Below are 25799 nucleotides of genomic sequence, written 5' to 3'. Positions count from 1 at the left end.
GATGGTCGGCGATTCGACGCACCGTCTCGCCCGGTGGCAGCGATTCTGGGACAAGCAAGCGGCCGGTTACGACAAGCACATGACCTTTCTCGACCGAGTCCTTTTCCGCGACACCAGGTCCTGGATCTGCAGTCGCGCCCGAGGCCAGGTTCTCGAGGTCGCAGTGGGAACGGGACTCAATCTCGAGCACTACCCGGCAGGGACGTCGTTGACCGGAATCGAGCTAAGCCCGGACATGCTCGCGCAGGCGCATACTCGGGCCGCCGGCGTCAGACCCGACGCTCGCCTAGCTCTCGGGGACGCTCACGCTCTGGATTTTCCCGATGCATCTTTCGACACGGTGGTGTGCACGTTCTCGCTCTGCGCCATCCCCGCCACGGACATCGCGCTCGCGGAAATGTCGCGAGTGCTGCGTCCGGGTGGAACGTTGCTCCTCGCCGATCACGTCGCCTCGTCGATCAGGCCGGTTCGATGGATCCAACGCCTTCTGGAACTGGTGAGCGTCCCGGTCGGTGGCGAGCACTTTCTGCGCCGGCCCTCGATCGCGATCACCGGTGACGAGAGCTTCTCTATCGAGGACATCGACCGGTTCACTCTCGGTCTCGTCGAGCGTCTTCACGCCCGAAAGGTGTCCTGAACGGGCAAGGACGATGGCCGCGGCACGAGCGGCCGACCATATTCCGGCACTTCTGCCTCGACGAACTCGAGAAGCCGCTTCAGCAGTGCATCCGCACGGTCTTCGACGTCGTCGAGCGTTGAATCGACGCCACCGAGTAGCTCGTGCGCGTCCCGGCGTGCCCGGGTCCCGTATTCGTAGTATCCGGGGTCGAGTACCGAAGCCGAGGCGGGCTGCGGGACGAGATGTGCGCTCGGTTGCCGTGCCTGCACCGAGTGGAGTCGGTGCACAGGTGCTCGCCCGTCCAGGTGGGCACGAACGATGTCGGCGACCGCACGGGACGTCAGTGGGGTCGCAGTCAACGGGGTGTGGCCCCACCGGTCGATCGCAGTCGACAGCGGCTGTCGATCGGCCGGATCGACATACCGGTCGAATCCGCTGAGCCCGGTACCGCCCCCGGCATCGAGAGCGTCGGCGAGCATTCGGGTGCTCGGATACCGCGTGTGGTAGCCCAGCACCTCCAACCAGCGCTGATACACCATCCGCGGCGAGATACCCGCCCCCGTCAGTACGGGGGAAGTGACAGTGTGGACGCCGCGGCCTGTGTCGATACGAAGGGCGTCGATCCTCGGATCGGCGGTGACGTCGCAGTGCCGCAGGGCCGCGATCTGGGTGTACGGCAGACCGGTCGAAGCGAGGATCAGGACGAGGGCGTCTCGCCGCGCGAACAGTTCTGACGGCCAACCGGATTCGGGGAGGCGGGCGACGATACCGCCGATCACGGCTGCCAGCTCGTGCAGGCGCGCCGTACGCGCCACGTCCAGCGCAGCCCGAACGATCTCCGCACGCCCCGGAGGGGGTAACAGTTGCCGAGAATGGGCGGCGTCGATCACCGCGATCCGGCGGCGTTGGGTCGTCGACGCGGCGGGGTGCGCGTGGAGGAACCGAGCAAGTGACTCCGGAGAGGCCGCCAGTGGGGGTTCGTCATGGGCGGTGCACCAGTCCTCGAACAGAGACCACGTGTTCCGATCACGCTTCGGCACCGCCACGTTCGCGATATCCGCTGGTCGTCTCGAACCGGCGCGGTCGTCGTGGTCAGTATCTGCCCCGGTCGACCCGCCGCCGCTCACGGATGCAGTCACGTGCCCGGTCATAGACCGAGTTCGGTGACCGCGTTGCCGACCAGAGGAGCGTGCTCGCGGGCATATGTTTCGACCATTGCGGGTGTGGTGTGCCCGGTCTGGCGCATGATCGCATGTGCATCGGCACCGTTGCGGAAGGCTTGCGTGACGAAGCCGGAACGGAGGGAGTGCCCACCGAGTTGGGCGACGGTGTCGGGATCGTATCCAGCTCGAGCAGCGCGGGCCCGCCGACCTGTACGCGGGTACCGTCGACATTCGCAGAGACCCCGACAGCGGGGGACGACTGGAAGTCAGTGGCCGCCGGGACGGTCAGGTTCCGTGATCGTGCGGCACCGATGATGGCGCGTGCGAGTGGGTGCTCTGAGTCGGCTTCTGCGGCAGCAGCCAAAGCGAGGACATTGTCGGCGGTGCGCCCGTTCGTCACCTCGATTGCGGTGACGGTGGGTTCACCCTTGGTGAGGGTCCCGGTCTTGTCGAAGAGCACGGTGTCCACTGTGCGCATGGTTTCGAGTGCGAGCCGGTCCTTGACCAGAACGCCGCCGCGGGCGGCGCGTTCGGTGGCGATGGAGACCACCAGCGGGATCGCGAGTCCGAGTGCGTGCGGGCAGGCGATGACCAGCACGGTGATGGTGCGGATGACGGCGTCGTCGGGCATCCCGACCAGGGTCCACACGGCGGCGGTGATGATCGCGGATCCGAGAGCGAACCAGAACAGCCAGCCGGCGGCGGTGTCGGCGATGCGCTGAGCGCGCGAGGTCGAGTTCTGGGCGTCGGCGACGAGCCGGCCGATGCCGGCGAGGGCGGTGTCCTCCCCTACTGCGGTGACCTGGATGCGCAGGCCGGAGTCGGTGGCGACAGTGCCGGCGATGACCTGGTCGCCGTCGCTGCGGCGGACGGTGCGTGATTCGCCGGTGATCATCGATTCGTCCATGCTCGCCGATCCGGAGACGATGGTGCCGTCCGCGGGTACGCGTCCGCCGGGGCGGACGACGACGAGATCACCGAGCTGCAGCTCGGCCGGGGATACCTGCACTACGTCGTCGCCGTCGACGCGTTCGGCGGTGTCCGGGAGCAGTGCTGCCAACGAGTCCAGGGCGGAGGTGGTCTGAGCGAGGGATCGCATTTCGATCCAGTGCCCGAGCAACATGATCACGATCAGCAGGGCAAGTTCCCACCAGAAGTCGAGCTGATGATCGAGCAGGCCGAGGCTCGCTCCCATCGACGCGACGAATGCGACGGTAATCGCGAGGGCGATGAGCAGCATCATTCCTGGTGCACGTGAACGGATTTCGCTGACTGCGCCGGTGAGGAACGGGGAACCGCCCCAGACATACATCACGGTGCCCAGTACCGGGGAGACCCACGCGATCCACGCTGCGTCGGGCAGCGAGTATCCGAGGAGCATCGCGAACATGTTCGAGGCAACGATCACCGGGACGGCGAGGACCAGCATGATCGCGAACAGGCGACGGAACATGCCGACGTGATCGCCGTGACCGGCATGGCCACCGTGCCCGGTATGGCCTTCGTGTTCAGTCTGCTCGCCGTGTCCGGTGTGGGCTGCGCTGTGTCCAGACGGGTCGTGGCCCGACTGTGTGCCCGCTGTCTCGGCCACGCCGACATCGGCGTGTGTGTGGTTGTTCATCGTGCGAATCCTTCTCTCCACCGAGTTCAGCGGCTACGCGGTGCGTGAATCTGCGGGTTGCGGTTCGGCTGTGTATCCGGCATCGCGAACGGCGGCGACGACCTGGGCGTGGTCGGGCTCATCGGCGCTTGTCACCGTCAGCGTCCCCGCCGACGCCGATGCTTCGACCGTGTCGACCCCGGCCACAGCACCGACTTCTTCCCGGACCGACGCCTCGCAGTGTCCGCAGGTCATGCCGGTGACTCGGTAATTCGTGGTGATCATGAGGTACTCCTTCATCTTGAGTGATACCCCCAGGGGGTATCTTGCGACGATTCGGACCATACCCCCTCCCCGTACCGTTGAAAAGGGGGCATCCATGTCACAACCGCCTACTTGCATCTGCGTCGATCTCCGGGGGCGGCCGCGGGCTCGTCGGTCATCAGCAGCTGAAGAGCATCACGTGAACATGCATCGAATGACTGTTACATTCATCCAGTGCCGGTCGACCCTGTTGCCAAAAAGCCCGCGTCCGACGCCAAAGGTTCCGCCGACCGCTTCCTCAGTGATGGCGTCGTATTACTGGTTCCGGAGGAAACGGTCCTGGAAGGAATGATCGACGGGTGGGAGACGCAGCAACGTGCGCGGATGCTCGCAAACTTGACGATCGAGCGACGGACACAGATCGTGCGGAGGCTGGTCGCATTCACGAACGACTACCCCTGGAACTGGTCGTCGATGGACGTCGAGGAGTGGACCGCACATCTTGTCGATTCGGGGGTCGCTCACTCGACTGTGCGGCTCTACCAGATGGCCGCGTCGCTGTTCTGCGCCTACATCACTGATGTCCGATATCGGTGGGATGAAGTGTGTCAGCGATACTTTCGCGTTCACCCGGTGCAGGTTTTCCACGAATGGAACACCGTCGTCCACCGCGGGGAGTACGAAGGTCGACCAGGAAACCGGCCACTGACGAGGGACGAGTTACAGGCCTTCTTCGACTACTGCGATGAGCGGGTGAACCGGGTTGGGTTGTCCGGCCGCAAGGGATGGCTTGCCAGTTACCGAGACGCGACGTTGTTCAAGGTCATCTATGCCTGGGGGCTGCGTCGCCGCGAGGCAGCGATGTTGGACATCGTGGACTGGACCGCGAACTCCGCGGCCAAAGAGTTCGGCCGCCATGGCGCATTGTCGGTTCGCTACGGCAAAGCCCTCAATGGAGGGCCACCGCGCCGCCGAACGGTACTGACCACGATGGGGTGGGCCGCCGAAGCCGTCGCCGAGTGGGTCACCGAGATTCGGCCCCTGTACGACACCGACCATCTCGCCATGTGGCCGACAGAACGTCGGGCACGCGTCGGCACCGAGTCGATTTCGCACCGTTTCGCCGAGTACCGGGACGCAATCGGACTGGAGAAGCATCTCGGTCCGCACTGCCTACGGCACTCGTATGCGACACACCTACTCGAAGACGGTTTCGACCACCTGTTTGTTCAGCAACAACTCGGACACTCCTGGGGATCTACCACCGCGATCTACACCAGCGTCGGCACCGACTACAAGAACAATGCCCTCCGACGGGCATTGGACCGAGCGTTCACCGCAGAGTAGGACGGAGACAGGGATGCAACAGCCACGCTTGAACTACGACTGGCACCTACGCCGACTGTTGGCCGAGAGGGGAATATTCGCGACGACCGGTTTGGGACCGCTGCTTGCCGAGCGCGGGATCAGTTTGTCCGAAGCTCAGGTGTATCGCCTGGTCACTGGAACGCCGGAACGCCTCAGCCTGCGTACCCTCGCGGCGCTCTGCGACATACTCTCGTGCACACCGAACGATCTGATCGAACCAGTCGCCGAACGGGCGACGGTGCGAGCGACCGGTACAACTACCCATCGGCCCAAGACCGCAGCAACACCATCCGACGCGAAGACGCGCACACCACGGCGAGCGGAAATCAAACGTAAGAAGTGATCAATACTGTTTGTGTACTGTGCAATTCAGTCGTAGACCGCGTCCGGGTGTGCGACCGCTGCAGGAAAAGACGACGACAGCATCGCGGCGCGTGCACCGGCTGCACGAAACCCGACAAGCTGTTGGACGACAACGCATTATGCCGATGGTGTCGCGAGAAGGCGCAGCGAAGCTGCCCGCGGTGCCCCAGCGTCGGTCAGCCCCTGATCGCCATGGACGGCGAACGCATGTGCGCGCGATGCGCGCTCCGCTGCCACCTCGAGCACGTCTTACCACCGACTGCCGACGGGCCCCTGGAACCACTTCGTGACGCCATAATGCAGGCTGAACCGACGACCACACGGCGATGGCTGAACCGCAACACGGACCTATTGCGCGGCCTCCACGACGGCACCATTCCCCTCACGCACGAATCACTCGACCTGCTCCCTCGGCCCAAGTCGGTCGACTACCTCCGATCACTCCTCATCGCTACGGGCATCCTCGACCCCGACGTGCACCGTAGTCTCCGGCGGCTCGAGACGGAGCTCCCGCAACTCCTCAGCGGACTCGACACAGGCCATCGCAAGCTCGCTAGCCAGTGGACGCACTGGGCTGTACTGCCGCGTTTGCGCGGACTCGAAATGCACCGACCGATCGGCACCGCCGTACAGAACGCACGTTGCCAGATCCTCCAAGTCATTCAGTTCCTCAACACACTCGAACGACGAGGAACCGAGATGCCTCGATGTGCGCAATACGACATTGACGCCTGGTTCGCAGAGCCCGGTGCGTCCCGATGGCACATCCGCCCGTTTTTGAGCTGGGCACAAAGAACACGGCACCTATCGAAAGAGATTGCCCTCCCGAAAGAGCGTCGAGCCCATGCAGAACTACCGACCGACGCCGAGGATCGCTGGCAGATCGGCTGGCGCCTTATCCACGACGAGTCACTCGACCCGGTAGATCGACTGGCCGGTGCGCTGGTCGCCCTCTACGCCCAGCCGCTACGGCGAATCGTCAGCCTCACCACAGCCGACGTGATCGCCACCGCGACAACCACAGGTCTACGACTCGGTCCCACCGACGTCCTCGACCTGCCAGATCCGTTCGCAGCCATCGCCCGAAATCTACCCCTCAAGCGGCGCACCGGAACTGCGGAACAACTACCTACGACATGGCTTTTCGCAGGTGGCCACGCAGGCAAACCGTTGAGTGCAACCAGTCTAGGAAACAGGCTGCGCGCCATTGGAATCGAGCCCCGAAAGCTACGACTGTCCGCCACCGAACAGCTAGCCCGTGAGCTCCCGCCGAGTGTGCTCGCGGGAATCCTAGGGCTCAACGCTCATACCGTCGCCAAACACACCTTCAAGACGAACGGCCAATGGGCAAACTACGCCGCCGACCGCCGACCCTGAGCGACGGCATTCGCACCCCCGAATACACCATCCCTGCCAGTGCTGTAGGAGTGGAACGAGGCCACGTGGTCGAGGTACGCGCGCCACGTGTCGGAGCTGGTCAGCTCGGCTACCTTGTCGGTGATCGAGGCGTGCAGTGATGCCGCCAGCTCGCGGCGTGCTTCGGCCTTGTCCGCTGCGCTGATCTTGGTCCGTGATGCCATGACTGGTCCCTCTCCCTCGTGACCGGTCCCCCGGCCTGCTCTGCCAATTTCTTGTCGCCGTCATCTGGCGTGAGGAGAGACAGCAGCGCACGGGAACGACGGGGCAACCCCGCGGCAGGACAGTTTTCGTGGGAGCGCAGCGAGCACGGGACGAAAAGTGTTCGGAGCCTTCGGTCGAAGCGCAGCGGAGCGAGGGGTTGAGGCGGCGGGCCCGGGTGATGCAGTATCGCCGGGAGCCAGATGTGCGACAAGAAATCGATGTCTATTCGCGGTGCGGAGCGCAGCGGAGCTCGGTTCGGAGGGACGCCCGCAAGGTGGCCGGCACCACCGCCAGGCGGAATGCATCACGCGCGTCGACGTCGGCCGGCGGCCACCTCCCACCTGAGGAGCTCGCCCGGTGACTGTGCGGGAGCGACGGAGACCGACCACGCTCGGTGTCGCGGCAGCTCAAAGACCCTGGATACATTCTTTTGTCGAACATTTATCTATTCCGCGCAATTAATCGCGAATATTCGGAAATTAATCAGAGATCTCCGCTGCTTTAATCCGGCAATAATTTGCGCTCGATAAGTGCGCGATTAAACTTATAAACGGCTCTTGACCTGCGGATACGTGGCGCTGCGCTTTCTTCGAGAGGTTGCGAAAAGGCCCTTGATATGAGACTCTGATGGAGGCGAAGCAACCGCTGAGCCAAGATATCGAGAATCCAACCGAAAGGCCGATATGCCACACGTGTGCGCAAATCACTCCAACAACGGGACGGAATTTCACTACGAAGGGAAAGTGTTATGGCAGCAGAGAAGAATGATGGGTCCGAGACCGGACGAGCAGGCTGGAGAGGATGGTTCACCAGGTTCAGGGGTTCACGACCCGTGAGGACCTTGTCGACACTGAGGCAGGTGCACGGGTGGGCACATCTGGTGTGCCATGTGTTCGGTGTCGAGATGCCGTGGCCAGGCGACGAGGTTTCGTCTCCTGTGTGGGCAATGCTGATGGCGGTCTGGGATGTGTTGGGTCCGTGGGTTCACGGAGCCGTTGACGTGCTGATCGCTTGGTTGCAGTTGTTCTAAGGCTGATAAGTAGAAGCACCAGGATCCGGTGGCCGTTCACGGTCACCGGACTTTTGGTTGTAGGGGTTGGCGGATTCAGCAGTGTCGCGCGTGGCGGCTGCGGTCGGTGGCCGTGGCGTTCGGTTCCGATTGGGGCCGGGCGTTGTTCAGTTCCACGAGCGCGAGGAGTCGCGCTGTGTTCGCTGCGATCTCTGCTGGTAGCGGTGGGCCGGTGAGTGTTCTGATGCGCATGAGGGCGAGTATTGCAGTGGGGACCGACAGAGTCGTTCTCTCGCAACGCTTTCAGGTCTGCTCACCTTGGCCTGCCTATAGGTAGAGCAGGTGGGTGGCGGTGCCGTCGAAGTGTTCGAGGTTGTCGAGGACTCCGGTGTAGTTGGCGGGTCGGCAGGCTCCGAGGCTGACGATGAGGGCGCAGGCTTCGTCGATGGTGACGAGGTAGGTCGGTGGGGTGTTGGTGGGGCTGGCGTCTGCGTGGGCCTGGGCGTCGAGGAGGGCGTAGCGGACTGCGTCGGCGGCGGCGCGTTTCGCTGCGTCGAGGCTTGGTTCTGCTCCTGCGGTGGTGATGGTTTCGGGTTGGCGGTCGGGTCGTGTGGTGACGGTCCAGGTGATCATCGGAAGTTGTGCCCTTCGGTCGGTGGGCCGGGCGGCCTGTGGTGCGTGGTTCTTCCAGCATCGCGTACCGAGCGCCAGCGAGGTCCGCGATGCGCAGGCATTTTCCGGAATCTGGGGACAGAAGATTCGCCTGTGGATGGAGATGACTCGGCCCCGGAACCGTGTCGGGTCCGGGGCCGGGGGCCTGAGAGCGTCTTAGAGGCGTCGACGCCAGGGTGCAGCCATGTCTTCCTGGTGTTCGCGTTCGGCGTCGTCGAATGCGTCGGTGAGGGTGGTCGGGTCGCTCGTGTACTGGTCGCCGTCGGTGAAGATCGCGACGGCCATGCGGTGCACGTTGCGGAGCTCGTCGAGCATGGTGACGTAGCCGAGGCGGTCGATGATGCGCCAGGTGACCGGTCCCATGTGGACCTCGACCCAGTGCATGGTGCGTCGCCGGGCTGGGACGTACTGCTCGCGTGGGGTGACGGCGGTTTCCGGTGGCGCGATCCATACAACGGACATTGCGGCGCGGGCGTAGTCGTCGCCCGGTCCCCCGGGCTGGGGTGCCTGGTTGTCGATGCGGCCGATGAGGGTTCGGGCGTCGGCGAGTCCGGCGATGAAGGCGTGGACGGCGGCGGCGGAGCGGAAGGTCATCATCAGTCGGTTGAAGGTGACGATCATCTGGGCGTCGTCGGTGGCGGCGGCGTGGACGTTGACCACGGCTTTCTGGCGTCCGACGATGGTGGCGGTGGTGTGGGTGACCACTGCGCCGTAGTTGTCGGTGTCGGTGCTGCTGTGGGCTTTCTGGGCGGTGGTCTTCGGCATCTCGCGCTCCTCTGCTCAACGTGACGAACCTCGGTGGCCCGCCAATTTTTTTGCCGTTCTGGCAGGGGAGAGTTGGACCGGCATGAGGGGGCCGGAGTGCAATGGTCGGGCCGGAAAGTTTTCAGCCGGAGGCGTCTGTGAAAAGTTTCTGGAGCCTTTCGGGCCGGGAGCGCAGCGGACGCCGGCGGTTGCGCGGAGGTCACCGCCGGTCAAAATCGGAAGGCCAGAAGGGGAAAACAAGAATTTTTTTCACAGGACGGAGCGCAGCGGAGTTCGATGCGGTGGACGCCCGCAGGGTGGCCCGGTCCTACGCGAGCCGCCGACCCTTCCCTGCAACAGAGAAGGCCCGCACCCTGTGTCGGGTGCGGGCCTTGTCGGTCTGCGGCTGGTGCCTGTGTCAGGGCTGTTCTGCCGGTGGCGTGGTCGGGCGCCCTTCGGCAGCGTCGCGGATCCACTGGGGTACCTCGAGGCCGTCACGTTCGTACAACGCGACCGATGCCCGTGCTGCGGCCCGTGCGACCTGTGGTCGGGCGGCGTTGGTGCGCTTCTCGGTGGTGGTCATCGTGGGTCCTCCTGCTCGTTCTGGTTGTCAGTGTCCTCGGTTTGTGCCGGTGACGCCAGTGCTCGCCACAACGCCCGGGTCGCGACGGCGCGCAGTACGTCTCGTTCGGTTCGGGTGATGAGCGGCGAGTCGGTCACCGGTGTGTAGATGTCCCAGCCCAGGGCGGCTTCGGCCTCGTTGTCGCTGGTGGTGCGTTCGAGGCACCAGGTGATCCGTTGCCAGGCTTGGGCGCGTTTGTCGGCCACGGTGCGTTGGCGGACGGTCAGGGCGACGCCGACGACGGCGAGGACGCCGACGATCAGGGTGACCCATGCTTGAGCGGGCATCAGGGGCGTTCCTTCCAGGTGGTGCGGGTTGGTGGCCCCGGTGCCGTCTGGCACCGGGGCGGTGGGTTACCGGCGTGAGGTTCCGCGGACGATGTCGCCTTCGATGTAGGTGAATCCGTCTCCGCGGCCGTCACGGAGCGCGAAGTGGTAGTCCGCGTGAATCCAGACGGTATCGAAGTGTCCGGCGTCGGCCAGGGTGCCGAGTAGGTCGCGGTCGGCTCCGTTGGGGAAGAACGCGACTCCGGACGAGGGCGGGTAGTAGCAGTTCAGGGTGTCGATCAGCGATTCGACGCTCCGGCATTCGGCGGCCGCGTCGAGGGCCTTGTCGTAGGTGGTCCAGTAGTCGTCGATGTCGTTGGTGGTCATGGCTTGTGCTCCTCGGTCGGTGCGGTTCGGTTGGGGTGGTGAGCGTGCGGGGTCAGTAGTCCCCGTCCCAGTGCTCGCCTGCGTAGGTGGGGTCGAAGTCGGCGGGTGCGTGGGCCGGGTAGCGGCGGCGGATGTCGTCCTCGAGGTCGAGACGGTCTTGCCAGTGCTTGTCGCACCTCGGATGCGATACCCCGGTTCCGGACAGTGCGTCCCGGTATTCGACGTCGCCGGTGCAATCGGGGCCGTCCGCGATGCAGGTGACGGCGTCGGTGTTCGTGGTCTCGGTCATAACTGTTGCTGCCCTTCGGAACTCGTGCCGGGTCGGTGTTGCGTCCTCCCCCGCGTTCTTTCGCCGTCATCTGGCGTGGGGAGAGTAGGCGGCGTACGGGAACGGCGTCCTGCCCCTGGGCCGGGAAGTTTTCAGCCGGAGGCGTTCGTGAAAAGTTTTCGGCGCCCGCAGGGCCGGAGCATCGCGGAGTCAGGGGTGGGTAAGGCGGGCCCGGGTGACGCAGACTCGCCGGCAGCCAGATGCCCGAAGAACGATGCTCGTCTACGGTGCGGAGCGCAGCGGAGCTCCACTCAGGGGACACCGCAGGTGGCCGGCACCGCCGGCAGGCGGAATGCGCGACCGCTCGTCGGTGTCGTCAGATGGCTACCTTCCACCTGTGGAGCACTTCGGGTAACTGTGCGGGAGCGACGCGGACCGACCACGCTCGGTGTCGCGGTAGCGCCGCGAGGCTCACTGGTGAGGCATACTTCTACGTGCCCCAACAGGGGAGATGCTTAAAAGTATTGATAAAACTATTCATAGTTCTTGCAACGAAGCTGGATAGTTTGCTACCTTCTCGGCATGACAACAAACGAAGACACAGTGGCAGTGTTCACCGGCAAGAGCCTCGACTCGATTCTGGGTGAGGGTGGGTCTCAGTCGTGGAAACTGGATGCAGCGCGAGCCAGGAAGTGCCAGTACGTGGTGTGCACGCAGAACGCACACAACGTCGAGGCGTACGCGGACGGCACCGAAGATCACGGCAGCGCCTTCTTGGTCGGGCGGATCTCTCGGATCGTTCCCGCAACGGCCGGCGACCCCGCCCGGTGGAAGATTCAGTTCAGCGAATTTGCTCGGATCAGTGTTTCCGACGTCTGGACCGGCGACCGAAATCCGGTGCGGTACACCACGCTGGACGATCTGGGGATCGACCTGACCGATGCAAAGTTCGAGAAATTCGACGATCAGTCCACGAGCACGCAAGCACCGACGACGGAGGTCGCCGCGTTGACGATCCGGGAAGCGAAGGCCGGTCTGGCGAAGACGTATGACGTCGATGTCGACGCCATCGAGATCGTTATCCGCGGATAGCCGAACGTCCGCCGGTCTCACCCTGGGCTATCGCAGGCAGCAACCGGAACCTGAGTCGACCGCCTTACCCTCGCTCGTACGACGAACTGTGGTCGTCGATGACGAGATCTGTGCAAATAGGTCGGCGCCGGCCGGTAACGTCCGCTCCCATCGACCCAGAAGGGGATCCAACGCAATGGCGACAACTGACGCAAGCGATGTCGACATACTTGTCGAGCACCTCACAGCTGAGATCACTGAGATGCACGCTGCCCCGGACGGATGGCCGGGGAACGTGGAACTGGCGTTGATCGACGCGGTTCTGTCGATCAGAGCGGTCTACGGAGTCTCCGCCGACACGGGCGTACGCGGCGCGATCAAGCGGTACAAGGCCGAGTCCGGCAGGCAAAGTTGGGACGACCTCGGCGTATTGGGTGAGGCCGACCCGCAGTGGCTTCAAACGGTGCTCGACAACAAGCAGAAGACCGGGGGTGTGCCGAAGGCTGAGGCGATCGTCTCTGCTGCCGGCCGGCTCGCAGCGTCGGGCGCGCGCCGCGCATCCGAGATCGATCGGGACTCTGCAGCGCAGCGAGCCGCGTACTGCGAAACTCGCGGCTTGGGCCCGGTGACGTGGGACTACTTCCTCATGCTGGTCGGCCACGACGGCGTCAAAGCCGACACTCTCGTCACTCGATTCGTGGTGGAGGCGTTGGGTCGCAGACTCGGGAGCGAAGAAGTCTCACGGCTGGTGACCGACGCTGCGAGGCGAATGGATATGCCGGTGTCGGCACTCGACCACTCGATCTGGCGGCACATGAGTAGACCTCGGAAGAGCTAGTTGCGTTCACCTGCCCGATCGAGGGAGAATTTTCATGGCCGTCGATTTCGAGTTCATCGGCATCTCGACCCATCGAGTGCGATGCTGCACGACCACCACGGGACCCGGTATGCGTTCGACGTGGCCGAATGCTCGTCGATCGAGCTCACGAACCACTGCGACCCACTCGTGACAGCACCGAAGACTGGCGACGAGCCGTTCACACAGCAGGGGCAGTCGATCGGATCGGACCTTCGCCAGTTCTGGCGTTGGGCGTGCTCGGATCTCATCGGTAACGCTCAACGCGGTGTTCTCGCCGAATACATTGTCGGACTCGCACTCGGATGCGTAGCCGATGGAGTCCGAGTGGAGTGGGATGCTTCTGATCTACTGACCGAAGGGGGAATTCGCGTCGAGGTGAAATCGTCTGCCTACCTGCAAAGTTGGAAGCAGAAGAGGTTGTCGACGATCAGCTTCGGGATCCAGCCAACGAACGGCTGGGACGCGACGACGAACACAATTGCCGCGCAACGGAAGCGGCAGGCCGACGTCTACGTCTTCTGTGTCTTCAAACGAACCGATCGGGCCACCGCCGACCCGCTCGACCTAGACCAGTGGGACTTCTACGTGATGTCTACCCAGCGCCTCAACTCCAGGTTCGGGGAGCAGAAGTCGATTGTGTTGAGCAGTCTGCTCTCGCACGATCCCGTCGAATGTTCGTTCTCCGAACTCGCCAGTGCTGTCCAGGCCGCGGCGCGCGAACAACCCTGACTCCGACCGTGCAGGCTCAGCGGCGACACGCCCCGTCGCACTCGAGGATTCAACACCGGAACTTTATGCGTCTGCGGCTCTACCAGGAAGACTCCGCTGGGCCACGACCTCTTCCGTGACCGAAACGCCGAAGAGTCCCCGTGGATGGCGGTTGTCGTCGATGTAAGCGGCATACTCGGTCTGATCGTCCCCGACGTTGAGGTGGTTTCGGTAGGTCATGGCGAGTGTGCACGAGGTTATCGAAGCGTTCCGTGGTGAGCCGTCGAATTCGGAGCGGGGCACCAAGTTCGAGCAGCTGATGGTTCGATACTTCGAGCTCGATCCGACGCTGTCGCAGCAGTACGAGCAGGTGTGGCGGTGGATCGACTGGCCCGACCGTCAAGGTAAGGCCGACACCGGCATCGACCTGGTCGCCCGCGAACGCGACACCGGCGACTACACCGCGATCCAGTGCAAGTTCTACGAACCGACCACCACGTTGAGCAAAGGCGATCTCGACTCGTTCTTCACCGCCTCCGGACAAACATTTCCCACCGCCGATGGGGATCGGTCGTTCACCAACCGCGTGATCATCTCCACCACCGACCGGTGGGGAAAGAACGCCGAAGACGCCATCAACCACCAGACCATCCCCGTCCAACGGATCGGTCTGGCCGAGATCGCCGAGGCCCCGATCGACTGGGACATCGCATGGCCGCAGGGCGAGCTGACGGTCGAGTTGAGTGAAGCGGTCCGCAACGAGCCCCGCGCACACCAGGTCGAGGCGATCGACGCTGTTTTCGCCGGGTTCTCCGCCGGCAACGACCGCGGGAAACTGATCATGGCCTGCGGAACGGGAAAGACGTTCACCGCTCTGAAGATCGCCGAACGCACGGCTGCCGAGGCCGGCGGCAGTGCACGCATCTTGTTCGCGGTCCCTTCCATCTCCTTGCTTTCGCAGACACTGCGCGAGTGGACTGCGCAAACCCAGCTCGACATTCGCGCGTTCGCGGTGTGCTCGGATTCGAAAGTCTCCCGCTCCGCCGAGGACTACAGCACCGTCGACGTCGCGATCCCGGTGACCACCGACCCCGACAACCTCGCAGCGCACATGGCGCACCGGAAACGCTCCAAAGGGCTGACCGTGGTGTTCACCACCTACCAGTCCCTGCCGACGGTCGCTGCGGCGCAAGGGCTGGGGGTGGATGCGTTCGATCTGGTGATCTGCGACGAAGCGCACCGCACCACCGGTGTCACCGTCGCCGGTGCGGACGAATCGAACTTCGTCCGGGTTCACGACGCCGAGTTCCTGAAAGCGTCACGGCGGCTGTACATGACGGCCACGCCGCGGATCTTCGACGACGCAGTCAAGGAGAAGGCCGCCGACCACTCCGCCGAGTTGTCGTCGATGGACGATGTCGACATCTTCGGCCCCGAGCTGCACCGCTTGTCCTTCGGTGACGCCGTCGAACGGGGGCTGCTCACCGATTACAAGGTCATCGTGCTCACCGTCGACGAGGACCTCGTCGCAGCCCCTATGCAGAAACAGCTCGCCGGGAACTTCGCCGAACTCCAACTCGACGATGCCTCGAAGATCGTCGGCTGCTGGAACGGTCTCGCCAAACGCGCCGGCCGCTCCCCCGACGGAGACGGGTTCACTGTCGGCGCGCCCCCGATGAAACGGGCCGTGGCGTTCGCCAAGGACATCGCCGCCTCCAAGCAGGTCGCCGAAGTGTTCCCCGACGTGGTCGATGCCTATCGCGCCCTCCTCGACGAGAACGAGAACGACGGCGAACAGGTCGACGCCACCAACCGAGACCTTGTCGTGTCCGCGCGCCACGTCGACGGAACTTTCAACGCTCTGCGGCGTAACGAACAATTGTCGTGGCTCAAAGCGCCAGTCCCCGAGGGTGAATGCCGCATCCTGTCCAACGCACGCTGCCTGTCCGAGGGCGTCGACGTCCCGGCTCTCGATGCCGTGTTGTTCCTTCACCCCCGTAATTCTGTTGTCGACGTCGTCCAGTCCGTGGGCCGCGTCATGCGCCTCTCCCCCGGAAAGGACTACGGGTACATCATCCTGCCCGTCGCCGTGCCCGCCGGAGTGTCACCGTCGCAGGCCCTCGCTGACAACCGCCGCTTCAAGGTGGTGTGGCAAGTCCTCAACGCTCTACGGGCGCACGATGATCGGTTCAACGCGATGGTCAACTCCATCGCCCTCAACGCCACCACCAAACAAGCCAAAGCCGGCCAGGGGAACGATCGACTCCTGGGCGGCCACATCGGCCCGACCACCGACTCCGACGAAACGATCGGTGACGGACACCCCACCCCGGACACCGATCCGAAGCCGGACAACGGCGAAGGTGGGAGCGGTGGGGTGGCGTCGCAGATGGCGTTGTTCGCACTCTCGGAGTGGCAGGAAGCGATCTATGCGCGCATCGTCGACAAGGTCGGCACCCGCGTCTACTGGGAACAGTGGGCCGCCGACGTCGCCGACATCGCCGCCGCCCAGATCGCCCGCATCAACGCCCTCCTCACCGGTGCCTCGCCAGAGACAGCCGAGCAGTTCGAGAAGTTCCTCACCGGGCTACGTGACAACCTCAACGACTCCATCAGCCGCGACGACGCAATCAGCATGCTCAGCCAACACCTCATCACCAAACCGGTTTTCGATGCCCTGTTCGCCGGCCACGACTTCGCCGCGCACAACCCCGTCTCGATCGTCATGCAGCAGATGCTCGACACCCTCGGCGACGCCAACCTCGAATCGGAGACCGCCGGCCTCGACTCGTTCTACGACTCGGTCCGTATCCGGGCCTCCGAAGTAACCAGCGCTGACGGCAAACAGCAGGTCATCGCCGAACTGTATGAACGATTCTTCCGTGTCGCGTTCAAGAAGCAATCCGACGCTCTCGGCATCGTCTACACCCCCGTCGAGATCGTCGACTTCATCCTCCGCGCCGCAGACCACGTCTCCAAGGAGCATTTCGGGAAGGGCCTCACCGACACAGGCGTCCATATCCTCGACCCGTTCACCGGGACCGGCACTTTCCTCACCCGACTCTTGCAATCCGGGCTCATTCTCCCCGACGACCTTGCACGCAAGTACCGGGAAGAGTTGCACGCCAACGAGATCATGCTTCTCGCGTACTACATTGCGGCAGTCAACATCGAGACCACCTATCACGCTCTGGAAACCCCAAATGGCGAGGACGGGCAGTACGAGTCGTTCGAGGGAATCGTACTTACCGACACCTTCCAGATCTCCGAAGACGGCGACAGCATGGACGCGATCATGTTCCCGCAGAACAACGACCGCATCCTCAAACAGGTCGCAGCCCCGATCAACGTCATCCTAGGTAACCCGCCGTACTCGGTCGGGCAGGACAGCGCCAACGACAACAACGCCAACCTCAGCTACCCCACTCTCGACGCCCGTATCGCCGCGACCTACGCCGGCCGCTCGACGGCGCAGCTCAAGAACAGCCTTTACGACTCCTACTACCGCGCCTACCGATGGGCCACCGACCGCGTCGGCGACCACGGAATAGTCGCATTCGTCTCCAACGGAGGATGGATCGACGGCAACACGGCGGACGGAGTGCGGCTGAGCATGGCCGACGAGTTCGCCCACCTGTGGATCTACAATCTACGCGGTAACCAACGCACAGCCGGCGAACTCTCCCGACGAGAAGGCGGCAAGGTATTCGGCTCCGGAAGCCGTTCCACCATCGTCATTTTCGTCGGTGTTAAGAACGAAAAACACACAGGACCCGTACAGATCCACTACCGAGATATCGGTGACTACCTCGACCGCGCAGAAAAACTCCGCCTCGTCGAGACGAGCACCATCGAGAACCTCGAATGGCAGAGTGTGCAGCCGAACGCGCACGGCGACTGGATCAGCCAGCGAGACAGTACGTTCAGCTCATGGCCGGCGATCGCGAGCCGTGGCGCTACGGAAGCCGTCGTCTTCCGAACTTTCTCAGGCGGACTTAAGACCAACCGAGATAGCTGGGTCTACAGCTTCTCCTCGAACTCGCTCCGCGAACAGGTCGGCAGGACGCTCACCTTCTACCAAGCGGAACTTCATCGCGCAGAGGCTCAAAGGGGGAACGGACGCCTACAGGACGTGGTGAACCGCGATCCCAAGAGCATCTCGTGGAGCAGCTCACTGTTGGCGTCGATCGACGCGCATAGGGTCATTCGCGAAGAGGCTTCTTCATACCGCGAGAGCGCTTATCGGCCATTTCAAAGAAGCCATGTCTACTTTGACAAGTCACTGAATGACCGTCCTGGCAGGCTCCCTTCGATGTTCCCCACCCCCGACCACACGAATTTCGGCTTCTACGTCGTGGGAGCGGGCTCGGACAAGCCATTTTCGACGTTGGCGACGGACACGATCCCAGACTTGTCGTATTGGGGATCAGGCAGTGGGCAGTACTTTCCCCGCCACACCTACGAACGGGTCGACGGGGCCGCGGTCGGCGAGTTCGACTTTGGTACTTCAGCAGATGATTCGAGTGTCGACGAGTGGGGCTACCGACGGGTCGACAACATCACCGACGAAATCCTCCAGGTCTACCGGACTGCAGTGGGCGCTCCCGTGACCAAGGATCAAATCTTCTGGTCGGTGTACGGGCAGCTGCATGCCCCCGCCTACCGAGAGACGTATGCGGCGGATCTGAAGAAGATGCTCCCTCACATCCCCACCCCTGAAAGCTTGGAGCGCTTCACCCAGCTCGCCGACGCCGGCGAGCAGCTCGGCGGCCTTCATATGCGGTACGAGGACGTCGATCCGTACCCGCTCAATGTCGAGATAAAGGCCGGTGCCGACGAACACGATCGTGAGACGTGGCGAGTGCAGAAGATGAAGTGGCGCACCAAAGATGACCACACTGCGATCGTCTACAACCCAAAGGTCACCATCGCCGGCATCCCACCCGAGGCAGAGAAATACTTGCTCGGCTCACGTTCGGCGTTGGCGTGGATCATCGACCGCTACCAAATAAAGACCGACAAGGCGTCGGGAATCGTCAACGACCCTAACCTTTGGTGCGACGAACACGACGACCCGACCTACATCGTCGAGCTGATCAAGAAGGTCACCACCGTGTCCGTCAGGACGGTGGAAATCGTGAAGTCTCTCGATGCGAGGGGCGTCGGCTGATGGCGCGCGCACAAACGATTCAGATCTACCTGCCCGGCGGGAATCCGGCCGGCATTCGTGTCGCCAGCCTGACCACGAGGACCGTCCGCGTGTTCGATGTACCCCGAACGCTCCTGACCGAATTCACCAAGCTGTCAGTATCAAGACAGGTCGGCGTGTACTACCTGTTCGGTGATAACGACGACGACCGAACGGCCTACATCGGACAAACCGGCAACGTCAGTACACGATTGGGGCAACACTCCTCGAAAGACTGGGAACGGGCGATGGTCGCGGTGTCCCTGACCAACGAATGGACCTCCACACACGTGGCCTACCTGGAGTGGCTGTCGATACAAGCCGCTCGACGTGCAGACCGGTATACGTTGACCAACGGCAACGACGCCAGCAACCCGTTCACCCCGGACCCACTCGAGGCGGACTGCCACGAATTCTTGGACACGATCTCGATACTGCTGACCACGCTCGGCGCACCGATCCTCGACTCTATCCAACCGGCCAGCAGTGGATCGAGAAGAACCGACGAAGACACCACCGAGCTTCTCTACTTCAGCGAATCGGACTGTGCGGCAACGGGATACCTCACGACAGAAGGTCTTGTCGTCAAGAGCGGTTCTCGCGGCCGGCCGGACTTCCGCGGTGCCGCGACCGAACGCCTCAAGGCCACACGGGAGTCCCTGATTAGCAGTGGTCGCGCTGCATTGACCGATGAGGCTTTCGTATTTCAGGTCGACGAACTGTTCGACAGCCCCTCGGCGGCCGGCGCAGTTCTGGTCGGCGGAAGCAACAACGGTCGTATCAGTTGGAAGAACGCCGCGGGTGAGGACTTGAACATGCTGGAGGCGCGCGATCTGGCTCGCGTCCAGAAGGGGAGGGACGGAGACTCGGGCACGACGTCCGGATCTATCGACACGGATGTGGAGTCATCGACATAGTGGGGTCACTCAGCGCCGTGTCTGCTCGAAGTGTCGGTACAGGGTGCGTTTGCTGACACCGAGCACGTCGGCGATGTCTCCGATAGCACTGCCCTGGTTGCGCATTCGAGTCGCTTCACGTTTCTTCGTCGTCGACAGGGCCGGCGGACGGCCACCGACTTTCCCTCGTTCGCGAGCCGCGGCCAGACCGGCGTTGGTCCGCTCGCGAAGCAGTTGACGCTCGAACGAGGCAAGTGCGCCGAAAATATGGAAGATCAGCTCGCCGTTAGCGGTGCTGGTGTCGATCTGCTCGGTCACGGATGCGAACGCCACTCCCCTGGCCTTGAGGTCGGTGACGAGCTCGATCAGATGCGGAAGGTTGCGGCCAAGGCGGTCGAGCCGCCATACACACAGCGTGTCGCCCGCCAACAGTGTCTCGAGCAAATGGTTCAGTGCCGGCCGGACAGTCGTCGACCCGCTGACCGTGTCAGTGAAGATGCGCTCGCACCCGAACGCCGTCAGTGCGTCGCTCTGCAGAGCCGGAGTCTGTTCAGCCGTCGAGACCCTGGCATACCCGTATTTGTGTCCCACAAGGCCGAAGCGTGCCACAACTCACTGATATTCCCTGTTTTGACACTCCGTGTTTAGCCTACGTTTTTGGCACAGCTCCGGCGCTGGTGGACAGATTGGGTTGTCAGTTTCAGAAGACGAGTGCACGAGTTCAGAAGTGCGCTGCACTTGACACCTCTCAAGTAATCTAGCGAAAACGCTAGATTGCTCCTTTGGTGCTTTGACTGCCCGATTGTCCGAACCTAGGCGCTCACTTATGACTACGTGTCTTTAACCTTCGTTTTAGACACGCCCTGGATTTGACACGGCAAGGACGATGAGCGTGTGTGTCAGAACTCATGTTCAAAACCGACACGCCGAAATGTGTCCCTACGACGAGTTGTGACACACTCGACCCTGTGGGAGAACTTCTGGGCTACGCGAGGGTGTCGACGACCGATCAGAGCGCCGACGCGCAGAGCGAGGCCTTGAGCGCTGCCGGGTGTTCGAGAGTGTGGACGGAGACAGCGTCGGGTGCGACGACGTCTCGGCCGCAGCTGTCGGATCTGTTCTCGCATCTGCGGCGCGGCGACACGTTGGTCGTGTGGCGACTCGACCGTCTCGGGCGATCACTCCCCCATCTCCTCGAAACGGTCGAGCAGCTCGACGTCGATGGCGTCGGGTTCCGGTCGTTGACCGAAGCGATCGACACCACCACCTCCGGCGGAAAGCTGATCTACTCCATCTTCGGAGCATTGGCGGAATTCGAACGCAACCTCATCCGCGAACGCACCAACCTCGGACTGGCAGTGGCACGCGCCCAAGGGCGACTCGGTGGCCGACCACCGGCGATGTCCGGGACGCAAATCAAACAAGCGAAGCGAATGCGCACCGGCGGAATGTCACTCACCGACATCCGAGAAGTGCTCGGAGTGTCGCGATCGACGCTGTACCGGCACTTGAAATAGCCCACCGCCAATCGCCGTTTCTCGCACATGGCCCGCCGGGCCGATGCGAGTCAACTTCCGAAGCTGCCACCGTGGGGGTCTCGGGCACATCGACGACTTTGAAAATCGATGGACGCATGATCAGCCACGAGAATTCGTCTGCTTCAATTCCGTCATGACCGAACCGGTAGAGATCACAACGACACCACCCACCATTGGTGACACACTCCAAGTGCGACGCCTAGAGGGCGGCACCGCTACCGGGACCGTAGTCGAGGACTTCGCCGACTACTTGCTGACCGTCCCCGCCGCCGGCCGAGACTGGGCCATGCCCCATCGATGGGCCATCGCGTCGGAAGACGGAACGCTGATCTTCGCCGACGACGCCGACATCATCGAGCACCACAAATCCGAACCGTCGACGACAGCACCGACAACACCGAACGACATCAGCGACAAGACCTGACCGGTGGACATCTACTCAATTCTGGTTGCCTCGGTCATCGGGTCCGCGGCCGTACTAAGCATTGCCATACCAGTCCTGCTGGCCATGACGATCATCGACATCACGCGGGCGCTGCGAAACCGCACCAAAGGTTCCCCAGGCCAACACCCGGCGTCAGCACGAAGTGCAGCCAACTTCTGACACTGACAAACGTCATCGACACTACTGATCCTCGCGTTGATCGCCCTCGCTGGTGGGAAGTCGATTCACGTCGCGATCACCGTAGGAATCACCCCATTTCCACACGCCACTGAGTGCATCGCGAACTTCGCTACCGCCCCGACGACGGCGTAGGCGCGTGGTACGCATGGCGTACTCACGGAGTCGATCACGGACATCGTCGTCCAGGTCTGGGCCACTGGGCAGATTCAAGGCCCACCACAACCGGCGCCGATACTCCGCACCCGAAATCCCGAACGCCACGAAGATGTCTTCGTCATCGGCACCTCCATAGGGTTCCCAGCGCACCGCGAACCCCACAAAAGTCTCTGCCGACCGCTCTTCCGTCATACCGATGATTCTGGTCGACGTATCGACCCGTCCGCACATCGGCCGCCCACCCCCACCACAGCCTTGAACACCCCGACCTGTGGTGCCGCTTGTGCAGTTCACTTCTGCACTCAGAATGTCAGAAGACGACTGCAATCACGGGTAAAACCCCAGCAAATCGTGCAGCCTACTTCTGAAACTGACACCATCCCTGAGTGCATCGCCGTTCCGACAACTCGTAGTCGTTTTCTATCGACGTTTCGGCATCGTCGAACGGGAAGCCGCACCAGACCGCCGATCGAGTGCGGACGCCTGTGTAAGGCTCTCGTGATCAGCTGGGGTCTTCGTGGGCGAGAGCGCGGTAGCCTTTCGCTCCGGCACGGTCGACGGCGGCTTTGACGACCCCGAACACCGCGCCATGAATGGCGGCCGCGATCAGCACCTCTTGGACGGTGCGGCTCAGGTCTTTCGGGTCGGGAGTCGAGGTGTCGTTGTCGCCGATACGTTTCCACACCTGCTTGAACACCACCCCGGCAAGTACCCCGCCGAGCACGCTGGTAGCCAGCGACAGCGGTTTGTACACCGCTTTCGACACCGCACTCATCGCAGCAACCGCCGCGCACGGCGACGACGCGAGAACACAACCAGCACTACCGCCGCGACCAGGGTCCCGACAGCGGCCGCGGCGACCTGCGGATTGTCCTGAGCCAATGTCTTGGCCTTCTCCGCCTGAACGGTTGCTTCACTGCGCACCCGCGCAGGCACATCGACTTTGTCGGCGAGCGCCGCCACCGTCTCGGCGAGTTCGGCGCGCTGCTGTTCGATATCCGGCACCGGCGCTACTGGCGGGTCTGTCACGTGCGCCTCCTCGCCTGTCTCGTTACCACGTGCAACGTGCTTGTTCTCGGTCATCGGATTCCCTTCTTGATGGCGGTGATGTCGTCGTTGACACTGGCGACGGTCTCTGCCGGTACCGGAGGTACCGCATTCTTCGCGCGTGAGGTCCCCACCGCAGCCAAAACCCCTCCCACCACCAGGACTGCGGCGGCGACGATCAGCGCTGCCAGCCACGCCGACAGCACTGTCGCCAACCCCAGCACTGCAGTTGCTATCAGAGTGGCGAGACCGAAGAACAGCAGCAGTGCGCCCGCACCGGTGATACCGATACCGATGCCGAGCCGGGTGCCTTTGCTTTTCACTTCCTCGAGGCCTGAGCGGATCTCGCTGCGCACCAGCGTCGACACCTGATCGGTCAAACGTTCGACGAGCTGCACTGTCGACAGATCCGCAGCCGAAGTGCGGGCTTCCTCCGACGGTGGCCCGGAATGAGCGTTCATTGTTTCTCCCTGCATATGTTGATTCGAAGTGATGTCTCCGCCAGTGCTGGAGCCGGAAACAGGTACAGGCAACGGCTTTTCGTCGCCGTGTGTCGTGCGATTGTGTCTGTCATCGCGCTGCCCAGCACCGCTGGAATGTGCCGTGGCATGTTGGTGCCGAAGCCGTCGTCCGTCGTCGACGGCGGCGGCATCTTTCTCCTCGTTCTTCTCCGACACCCGAGTATCTCGGGGTGGGAGCTGCAAACGTTCCTCGGCGACCATCCCTGCCTGCAGTTGTCGGCCACGTTCGAGTTCGGAATCGAGTTCGGCACCGAACAGCAACGCAAGGTTGGTGATCCACAACCACAGCAGGAACACGATCGCCCCGGCCAACGATCCGTAGGTCTTGTTGTAGCTGCCGAAATTGGCGACGTAGAACCCGAACAGGATCGTCGCGGCGACCCACACCACGATCGCCACCACTGCTCCGCTGCTGATCCACCGAAACTTCGGCTGCTGAATATTCGGAGTCGCGTAATACAACAACGCGACCGCGAGAACGACGATGACCAGCACGACCGGCCACCGTGCGATGTTCCACACCGTCAACGCGGTATCGCCGAGACCGACCGCATCCCCCACCGCGGCTGCTACCGGTCCGCTGACCGCGAGCATCACCGCCGCGAGAGCAATCAGCACCAGCGCCGCCACCGTCACCAGCAACAGCACCGGCCGCAATTTCCAGACCGGACGCCCTTCCTCGACCTCGTACATTCGGTTCATCGCCCGCCCGAACGCCCCCACATACCCCGACGCCGACCACAACGCACCCGCAACACCAGTAACCAGAGCGAACCCTGCGGCCGGAGCGGACACCAACTGCGTGATCGGCTCCCGCAGCGTCTCCACCGCCGAGGAGGGTCCCAGATCGGACACGATCTGCAACACACCATCGACGGTGGCTTGTCCTTGCCCGAACACACCGAGCAGCGACACGATCGCCAACACAGCGGGAAACAGCGACAACACTGCGTAGTACGTCAACGCTGCCGCGAGATCGGTGCACTGATCACGCGAGAACTCACGCGCAGTCTTGCGAAGCACGAACAGCCACGACGTTTTCGTCAACTCCGTCGGCGAGTCGGCCTTGCGCGGATCATCCGGGTCGGCATCCACCGGTGCGGACGGGACATCATCGTTCTCACTCACCTGACGCTAGTACCCGCAGCACACCGACGAAAACATTGCCCGAGAGTCAGCAGCAGATGAATCGTCGGCACAGAAAACGCAGTAACAGTCTGGTCTTGCGCCGCAAAATGGACCGAGCTTGGTACGCAGAGCACCGCTACCACCGGCGCGGTCTGTCTCTCGATGAGTGAACAACCCGTCAACCGAACAGGGTTTCATCGGAAATAGAACGGGGACGGTTTTCGCCCGGTGGCGGTGACAGATCACCATCACTCTTCCGTTGTTGTACACGGCCCCATACCCACGACGTTATCGGCGTTGTCCGCAGGCGAGGCGTCGAGACCACCGCGAATCAGCGGCTGACCGGCCTGCTTCAATGCTGAACTATGACCGATCCCAAACAAACCACCACCGGAGCCCTCTCGGTTGGTGACATCATCGAAGTGCACCGCCCCGACGGGACCACCTCTGCAGGGACACTCGTCGAGGACTTCGGGGACTACCTCCTGCCCGCAGACACCCTCGGTCGCACCTGGACGCCCCCACACCGCTGGGCGATCGCCCTGGACTCCAGGACCCTCGTCTTCGCCGACGACCAGGACGTCACCGCACTACCTGCTCCCCCACCCACCAACACCGCAGCCAACAGTCCCGCAGCTGACAGCACCGCCGGCACGCCGTGACGAAACACCCTCGATCTGTCCCCCGCCGCACCTATCTGTTCTGGAGCGGCGTAGCGCTCGTGCTGATCACCTGCGCGGCGTGGGCACTCGACCCCGAACGCGGGTTCCTCAGCGCCGCGATTCTCGGTGCCACCGGGACCGCCGTATTCCTGGCACTCGTAGCCGTCATCAGCAGAACAGGATGAGCGAACAACCCGCCCGGGCATGGAGGCGGGCGAGTCTGCGCGCACGCGCCCACCGCGATCGGTTCGACCTCGACACGCGAAATGAGGTTCACCCCGGATGCCGACGCAGCAGGTATCAGTTTTATCAAGACCGGCTGAGCGGCCGAAGGACGATTGGGACTGCCCCAGGTTTGGTTGACATCTGATCTGTGAGGATCGCTCCTCACGGTGGAAGGATGTTCACCATGCCGAAAGCGTTCCCAGAGGAGTT

27 protein-coding genes and 2 pseudogenes are annotated in these 25799 nt (G+C 63.0%); 13 read left to right on the top strand and 16 right to left on the bottom strand.

From position 1 onward, the window contains the following. The first annotated feature begins 1 nt into the window (after position 1). Entirely contained in the window at positions 2 to 637 is a 636-nt protein-coding gene (locus tag ACIGGF_RS22980) for a class I SAM-dependent methyltransferase (protein ID WP_347873413.1), read from the top strand. Here the strand turns inward: ACIGGF_RS22980 and ACIGGF_RS22975 are convergent. The 4 genes and pseudogenes from ACIGGF_RS22975 to ACIGGF_RS22960 all read right to left on the bottom strand — a co-directional run bounded on the left by ACIGGF_RS22975 (position 616) and on the right by ACIGGF_RS22960 (position 3667). Beyond that, the gene (locus ACIGGF_RS22975; RefSeq protein ID WP_347873414.1) at positions 616 to 1758 is read right to left on the bottom strand and encodes a recombinase; all 1143 of its coding nucleotides are present in this window, start codon (positions 1756 to 1758) and stop codon (positions 616 to 618) included. The two genes, ACIGGF_RS22980 and ACIGGF_RS22975, sit on opposite strands and share 22 nt — an antisense overlap. Positions 1759 to 1766: 8 nt before the next feature. Continuing rightward, a pseudogene (locus ACIGGF_RS22970) lies at positions 1767 to 1985 on the bottom strand (tyrosine-type recombinase/integrase); the annotation flags it as partial. Next, positions 1967 to 3403 (bottom strand): annotated as a pseudogene (locus ACIGGF_RS22965) (heavy metal translocating P-type ATPase); the annotation flags it as partial. The pseudogenes ACIGGF_RS22965 and ACIGGF_RS22970, both read right to left, overlap by 19 nt. A 33-nt stretch (positions 3404 to 3436) precedes the next feature. Beyond that, positions 3437 to 3667 carry a heavy-metal-associated domain-containing protein gene (locus ACIGGF_RS22960; protein WP_032364250.1) on the bottom strand — a complete coding sequence of 77 codons (231 nt, stop codon included), beginning with the start codon at positions 3665 to 3667 and terminating at the stop codon, positions 3437 to 3439. 213 nt (positions 3668 to 3880) lie between these two features. Here ACIGGF_RS22960 and ACIGGF_RS22955 point away from each other — a divergent pair, with 213 nt between their 5' ends. The 3 genes from ACIGGF_RS22955 to ACIGGF_RS22945 all read left to right on the top strand — a co-directional run bounded on the left by ACIGGF_RS22955 (position 3881) and on the right by ACIGGF_RS22945 (position 6754). Continuing rightward, entirely contained in the window at positions 3881 to 4993 is a 1113-nt protein-coding gene (locus ACIGGF_RS22955; RefSeq protein ID WP_032405569.1) for a tyrosine-type recombinase/integrase, read from the top strand. Positions 4994 to 5006: 13 nt separating this feature from the next. Continuing rightward, positions 5007 to 5357 (top strand): helix-turn-helix transcriptional regulator, encoded by a 351-nt coding sequence (locus tag ACIGGF_RS22950; protein WP_032364201.1) that lies wholly within the window; start codon positions 5007 to 5009, stop codon positions 5355 to 5357. Between the two features lie 317 nt (positions 5358 to 5674). Then, positions 5675 to 6754, top strand: a complete 1080-nt coding sequence (locus tag ACIGGF_RS22945) for a hypothetical protein (RefSeq protein WP_032391672.1) — start codon at positions 5675 to 5677, stop codon at positions 6752 to 6754. Here ACIGGF_RS22945 and ACIGGF_RS22940 read toward each other — a convergent pair. From ACIGGF_RS22940 to ACIGGF_RS22910, 7 genes are all read right to left on the bottom strand, one after another. Further along, positions 6730 to 6957 carry a hypothetical protein gene (locus tag ACIGGF_RS22940; protein ID WP_347873415.1) on the bottom strand — a complete coding sequence of 76 codons (228 nt, stop codon included), beginning with the start codon at positions 6955 to 6957 and terminating at the stop codon, positions 6730 to 6732. The two genes, ACIGGF_RS22945 and ACIGGF_RS22940, sit on opposite strands and share 25 nt — an antisense overlap. Positions 6958 to 8333: 1376 nt before the next feature. Next, a complete protein-coding gene (locus tag ACIGGF_RS22935; protein WP_347873417.1) occupies positions 8334 to 8639 on the bottom strand; it encodes a hypothetical protein in 306 nt (101 codons plus the stop codon). A 195-nt stretch (positions 8640 to 8834) separates the two neighbouring features. Then, entirely contained in the window at positions 8835 to 9443 is a 609-nt protein-coding gene (locus tag ACIGGF_RS22930) for a hypothetical protein (protein ID WP_094689023.1), read from the bottom strand. A gap of 397 nt (positions 9444 to 9840) precedes the next feature. Next, positions 9841 to 10005, bottom strand: a complete 165-nt coding sequence (locus ACIGGF_RS22925; protein WP_179276676.1) for a hypothetical protein — start codon at positions 10003 to 10005, stop codon at positions 9841 to 9843. After that, the gene (locus ACIGGF_RS22920) at positions 10002 to 10331 is read right to left on the bottom strand and encodes a hypothetical protein (RefSeq protein WP_032401360.1); all 330 of its coding nucleotides are present in this window, start codon (positions 10329 to 10331) and stop codon (positions 10002 to 10004) included. Before ACIGGF_RS22920 ends, ACIGGF_RS22925 begins: the two co-directional genes overlap by 4 nt. A 66-nt stretch (positions 10332 to 10397) precedes the next feature. Further along, positions 10398 to 10697 (bottom strand): hypothetical protein, encoded by a 300-nt coding sequence (locus ACIGGF_RS22915; protein ID WP_347873418.1) that lies wholly within the window; start codon positions 10695 to 10697, stop codon positions 10398 to 10400. A gap of 52 nt (positions 10698 to 10749) precedes the next feature. Then, a complete protein-coding gene (locus tag ACIGGF_RS22910; protein WP_347873419.1) occupies positions 10750 to 10986 on the bottom strand; it encodes a hypothetical protein in 237 nt (78 codons plus the stop codon). A 561-nt stretch (positions 10987 to 11547) separates the two neighbouring features. On the opposite strand from ACIGGF_RS22910, the gene ACIGGF_RS22905 reads away from it, so the two are divergent. The 5 genes from ACIGGF_RS22905 (at position 11548) to ACIGGF_RS22885 (ending at position 19708) form a co-directional block, all read left to right on the top strand. After that, positions 11548 to 12057, top strand: a complete 510-nt coding sequence (locus ACIGGF_RS22905; protein ID WP_347873420.1) for a hypothetical protein — start codon at positions 11548 to 11550, stop codon at positions 12055 to 12057. Between the two features lie 175 nt (positions 12058 to 12232). After that, positions 12233 to 12874, top strand: coding sequence for a hypothetical protein (locus tag ACIGGF_RS22900; protein WP_347873421.1), 642 nt, complete (start codon positions 12233 to 12235; stop codon positions 12872 to 12874). Positions 12875 to 13042: 168 nt separating this feature from the next. Then, positions 13043 to 13624: a hypothetical protein gene (locus ACIGGF_RS22895; protein WP_363799514.1), complete on the top strand. Its 582-nt coding sequence runs from the start codon at positions 13043 to 13045 to the stop codon at positions 13622 to 13624. 217 nt (positions 13625 to 13841) lie between these two features. Then, positions 13842 to 18773 carry a DEAD/DEAH box helicase gene (locus tag ACIGGF_RS22890; RefSeq protein ID WP_347873424.1) on the top strand — a complete coding sequence of 1644 codons (4932 nt, stop codon included), beginning with the start codon at positions 13842 to 13844 and terminating at the stop codon, positions 18771 to 18773. Continuing rightward, on the top strand, positions 18773 to 19708 hold the full coding sequence (locus ACIGGF_RS22885; RefSeq protein WP_347873425.1) for a GIY-YIG nuclease family protein: 936 nt from the start codon (positions 18773 to 18775) through the stop codon (positions 19706 to 19708). The genes ACIGGF_RS22890 and ACIGGF_RS22885 overlap by 1 nt, the downstream gene beginning before the upstream one ends. 9 nt (positions 19709 to 19717) lie before the next feature. On the opposite strand, the gene ACIGGF_RS22880 is transcribed toward ACIGGF_RS22885, so the two are convergent. Continuing rightward, positions 19718 to 20278 (bottom strand): recombinase family protein, encoded by a 561-nt coding sequence (locus tag ACIGGF_RS22880; RefSeq protein WP_397523446.1) that lies wholly within the window; start codon positions 20276 to 20278, stop codon positions 19718 to 19720. Positions 20279 to 20655: 377 nt separating this feature from the next. Between ACIGGF_RS22880 and ACIGGF_RS22875 the strand changes: the two genes are divergently transcribed. Beyond that, positions 20656 to 21204 carry a recombinase family protein gene (locus ACIGGF_RS22875; RefSeq protein ID WP_032375677.1) on the top strand — a complete coding sequence of 183 codons (549 nt, stop codon included), beginning with the start codon at positions 20656 to 20658 and terminating at the stop codon, positions 21202 to 21204. A 154-nt stretch (positions 21205 to 21358) separates the two neighbouring features. Further along, a complete protein-coding gene (locus tag ACIGGF_RS22870) occupies positions 21359 to 21649 on the top strand; it encodes a hypothetical protein (RefSeq protein WP_068051213.1) in 291 nt (96 codons plus the stop codon). Positions 21650 to 21850: 201 nt separating this feature from the next. Here the strand turns inward: ACIGGF_RS22870 and ACIGGF_RS22865 are convergent, their stop codons facing one another. From ACIGGF_RS22865 to ACIGGF_RS22850, 4 genes are all read right to left on the bottom strand, one after another. Beyond that, a complete protein-coding gene (locus tag ACIGGF_RS22865; RefSeq protein ID WP_094642614.1) occupies positions 21851 to 22198 on the bottom strand; it encodes a hypothetical protein in 348 nt (115 codons plus the stop codon). 310 nt (positions 22199 to 22508) lie between these two features. Continuing rightward, positions 22509 to 22781, bottom strand: a complete 273-nt coding sequence (locus ACIGGF_RS22860) for a DUF4235 domain-containing protein (RefSeq protein WP_032375676.1) — start codon at positions 22779 to 22781, stop codon at positions 22509 to 22511. Further along, on the bottom strand, positions 22778 to 23035 hold the full coding sequence (locus ACIGGF_RS22855) for a DUF3618 domain-containing protein (protein WP_032375695.1): 258 nt from the start codon (positions 23033 to 23035) through the stop codon (positions 22778 to 22780). The genes ACIGGF_RS22860 and ACIGGF_RS22855 overlap by 4 nt, the downstream gene beginning before the upstream one ends. Before the next feature lie 50 nt (positions 23036 to 23085). After that, positions 23086 to 24702, bottom strand: a complete 1617-nt coding sequence (locus ACIGGF_RS22850) for a YhjD/YihY/BrkB family envelope integrity protein (protein ID WP_314145773.1) — start codon at positions 24700 to 24702, stop codon at positions 23086 to 23088. 365 nt (positions 24703 to 25067) lie between these two features. Here ACIGGF_RS22850 and ACIGGF_RS22845 point away from each other — a divergent pair, with 365 nt between their 5' ends. Together ACIGGF_RS22845 and ACIGGF_RS22840 are read left to right on the top strand one after the other, a co-directional pair. Continuing rightward, the gene (locus ACIGGF_RS22845) at positions 25068 to 25364 is read left to right on the top strand and encodes a hypothetical protein (protein WP_052063203.1); all 297 of its coding nucleotides are present in this window, start codon (positions 25068 to 25070) and stop codon (positions 25362 to 25364) included. Beyond that, positions 25361 to 25549 carry a hypothetical protein gene (locus tag ACIGGF_RS22840; RefSeq protein ID WP_032375675.1) on the top strand — a complete coding sequence of 63 codons (189 nt, stop codon included), beginning with the start codon at positions 25361 to 25363 and terminating at the stop codon, positions 25547 to 25549. The genes ACIGGF_RS22845 and ACIGGF_RS22840 overlap by 4 nt, the downstream gene beginning before the upstream one ends. Positions 25550 to 25799 lie beyond the last annotated feature (250 nt).

It is taken from the genome of Rhodococcus sp. NPDC078407 (assembly GCF_044542515.1).
In the GTDB taxonomy this organism is placed as follows: domain Bacteria; phylum Actinomycetota; class Actinomycetes; order Mycobacteriales; family Mycobacteriaceae; genus Rhodococcoides.
The sequence above is the reverse complement of the archived record's forward strand: the minus strand, read 5'-3'. Positions and strand labels throughout refer to the sequence as shown.

Bases quoted from the DNA above. Each gene is read 5' to 3' on its own strand.
- ACIGGF_RS22910 (WP_347873419.1), bottom strand. From the start codon at position 10,986: ATGACCGAGACCACGAACACCGACGCCGTCACCTGCATCGCGGACGGC.
- ACIGGF_RS22930 (WP_094689023.1), bottom strand. From the start codon at position 9,443: ATGCCGAAGACCACCGCCCAGAAAGCCCACAGCAGCACCGACACCGAC.
- ACIGGF_RS22945 (WP_032391672.1), top strand. From the start codon at position 5,675: ATGCAGGCTGAACCGACGACCACACGGCGATGGCTGAACCGCAACACG.
- ACIGGF_RS22865 (WP_094642614.1), bottom strand. From the start codon at position 22,198: ATGACGGAAGAGCGGTCGGCAGAGACTTTTGTGGGGTTCGCGGTGCGC.
- ACIGGF_RS22905 (WP_347873420.1), top strand. From the start codon at position 11,548: ATGACAACAAACGAAGACACAGTGGCAGTGTTCACCGGCAAGAGCCTC.
- ACIGGF_RS22860 (WP_032375676.1), bottom strand. From the start codon at position 22,781: ATGAGTGCGGTGTCGAAAGCGGTGTACAAACCGCTGTCGCTGGCTACC.
- ACIGGF_RS22950 (WP_032364201.1), top strand. From the start codon at position 5,007: ATGCAACAGCCACGCTTGAACTACGACTGGCACCTACGCCGACTGTTG.
- ACIGGF_RS22890 (WP_347873424.1), top strand. From the start codon at position 13,842: ATGGCGAGTGTGCACGAGGTTATCGAAGCGTTCCGTGGTGAGCCGTCG.
- ACIGGF_RS22885 (WP_347873425.1), top strand. From the start codon at position 18,773: ATGGCGCGCGCACAAACGATTCAGATCTACCTGCCCGGCGGGAATCCG.
- ACIGGF_RS22870 (WP_068051213.1), top strand. From the start codon at position 21,359: ATGACCGAACCGGTAGAGATCACAACGACACCACCCACCATTGGTGAC.
- ACIGGF_RS22980 (WP_347873413.1), top strand. From the start codon at position 2: ATGGTCGGCGATTCGACGCACCGTCTCGCCCGGTGGCAGCGATTCTGG.
- ACIGGF_RS22935 (WP_347873417.1), bottom strand. From the start codon at position 8,639: ATGATCACCTGGACCGTCACCACACGACCCGACCGCCAACCCGAAACC.
- ACIGGF_RS22915 (WP_347873418.1), bottom strand. From the start codon at position 10,697: ATGACCACCAACGACATCGACGACTACTGGACCACCTACGACAAGGCC.
- ACIGGF_RS22960 (WP_032364250.1), bottom strand. From the start codon at position 3,667: ATGATCACCACGAATTACCGAGTCACCGGCATGACCTGCGGACACTGC.
- ACIGGF_RS22900 (WP_347873421.1), top strand. From the start codon at position 12,233: ATGGCGACAACTGACGCAAGCGATGTCGACATACTTGTCGAGCACCTC.
- ACIGGF_RS22845 (WP_052063203.1), top strand. From the start codon at position 25,068: ATGACCGATCCCAAACAAACCACCACCGGAGCCCTCTCGGTTGGTGAC.
- ACIGGF_RS22920 (WP_032401360.1), bottom strand. From the start codon at position 10,331: ATGCCCGCTCAAGCATGGGTCACCCTGATCGTCGGCGTCCTCGCCGTC.
- ACIGGF_RS22940 (WP_347873415.1), bottom strand. From the start codon at position 6,957: ATGGCATCACGGACCAAGATCAGCGCAGCGGACAAGGCCGAAGCACGC.
- ACIGGF_RS22925 (WP_179276676.1), bottom strand. From the start codon at position 10,005: ATGACCACCACCGAGAAGCGCACCAACGCCGCCCGACCACAGGTCGCA.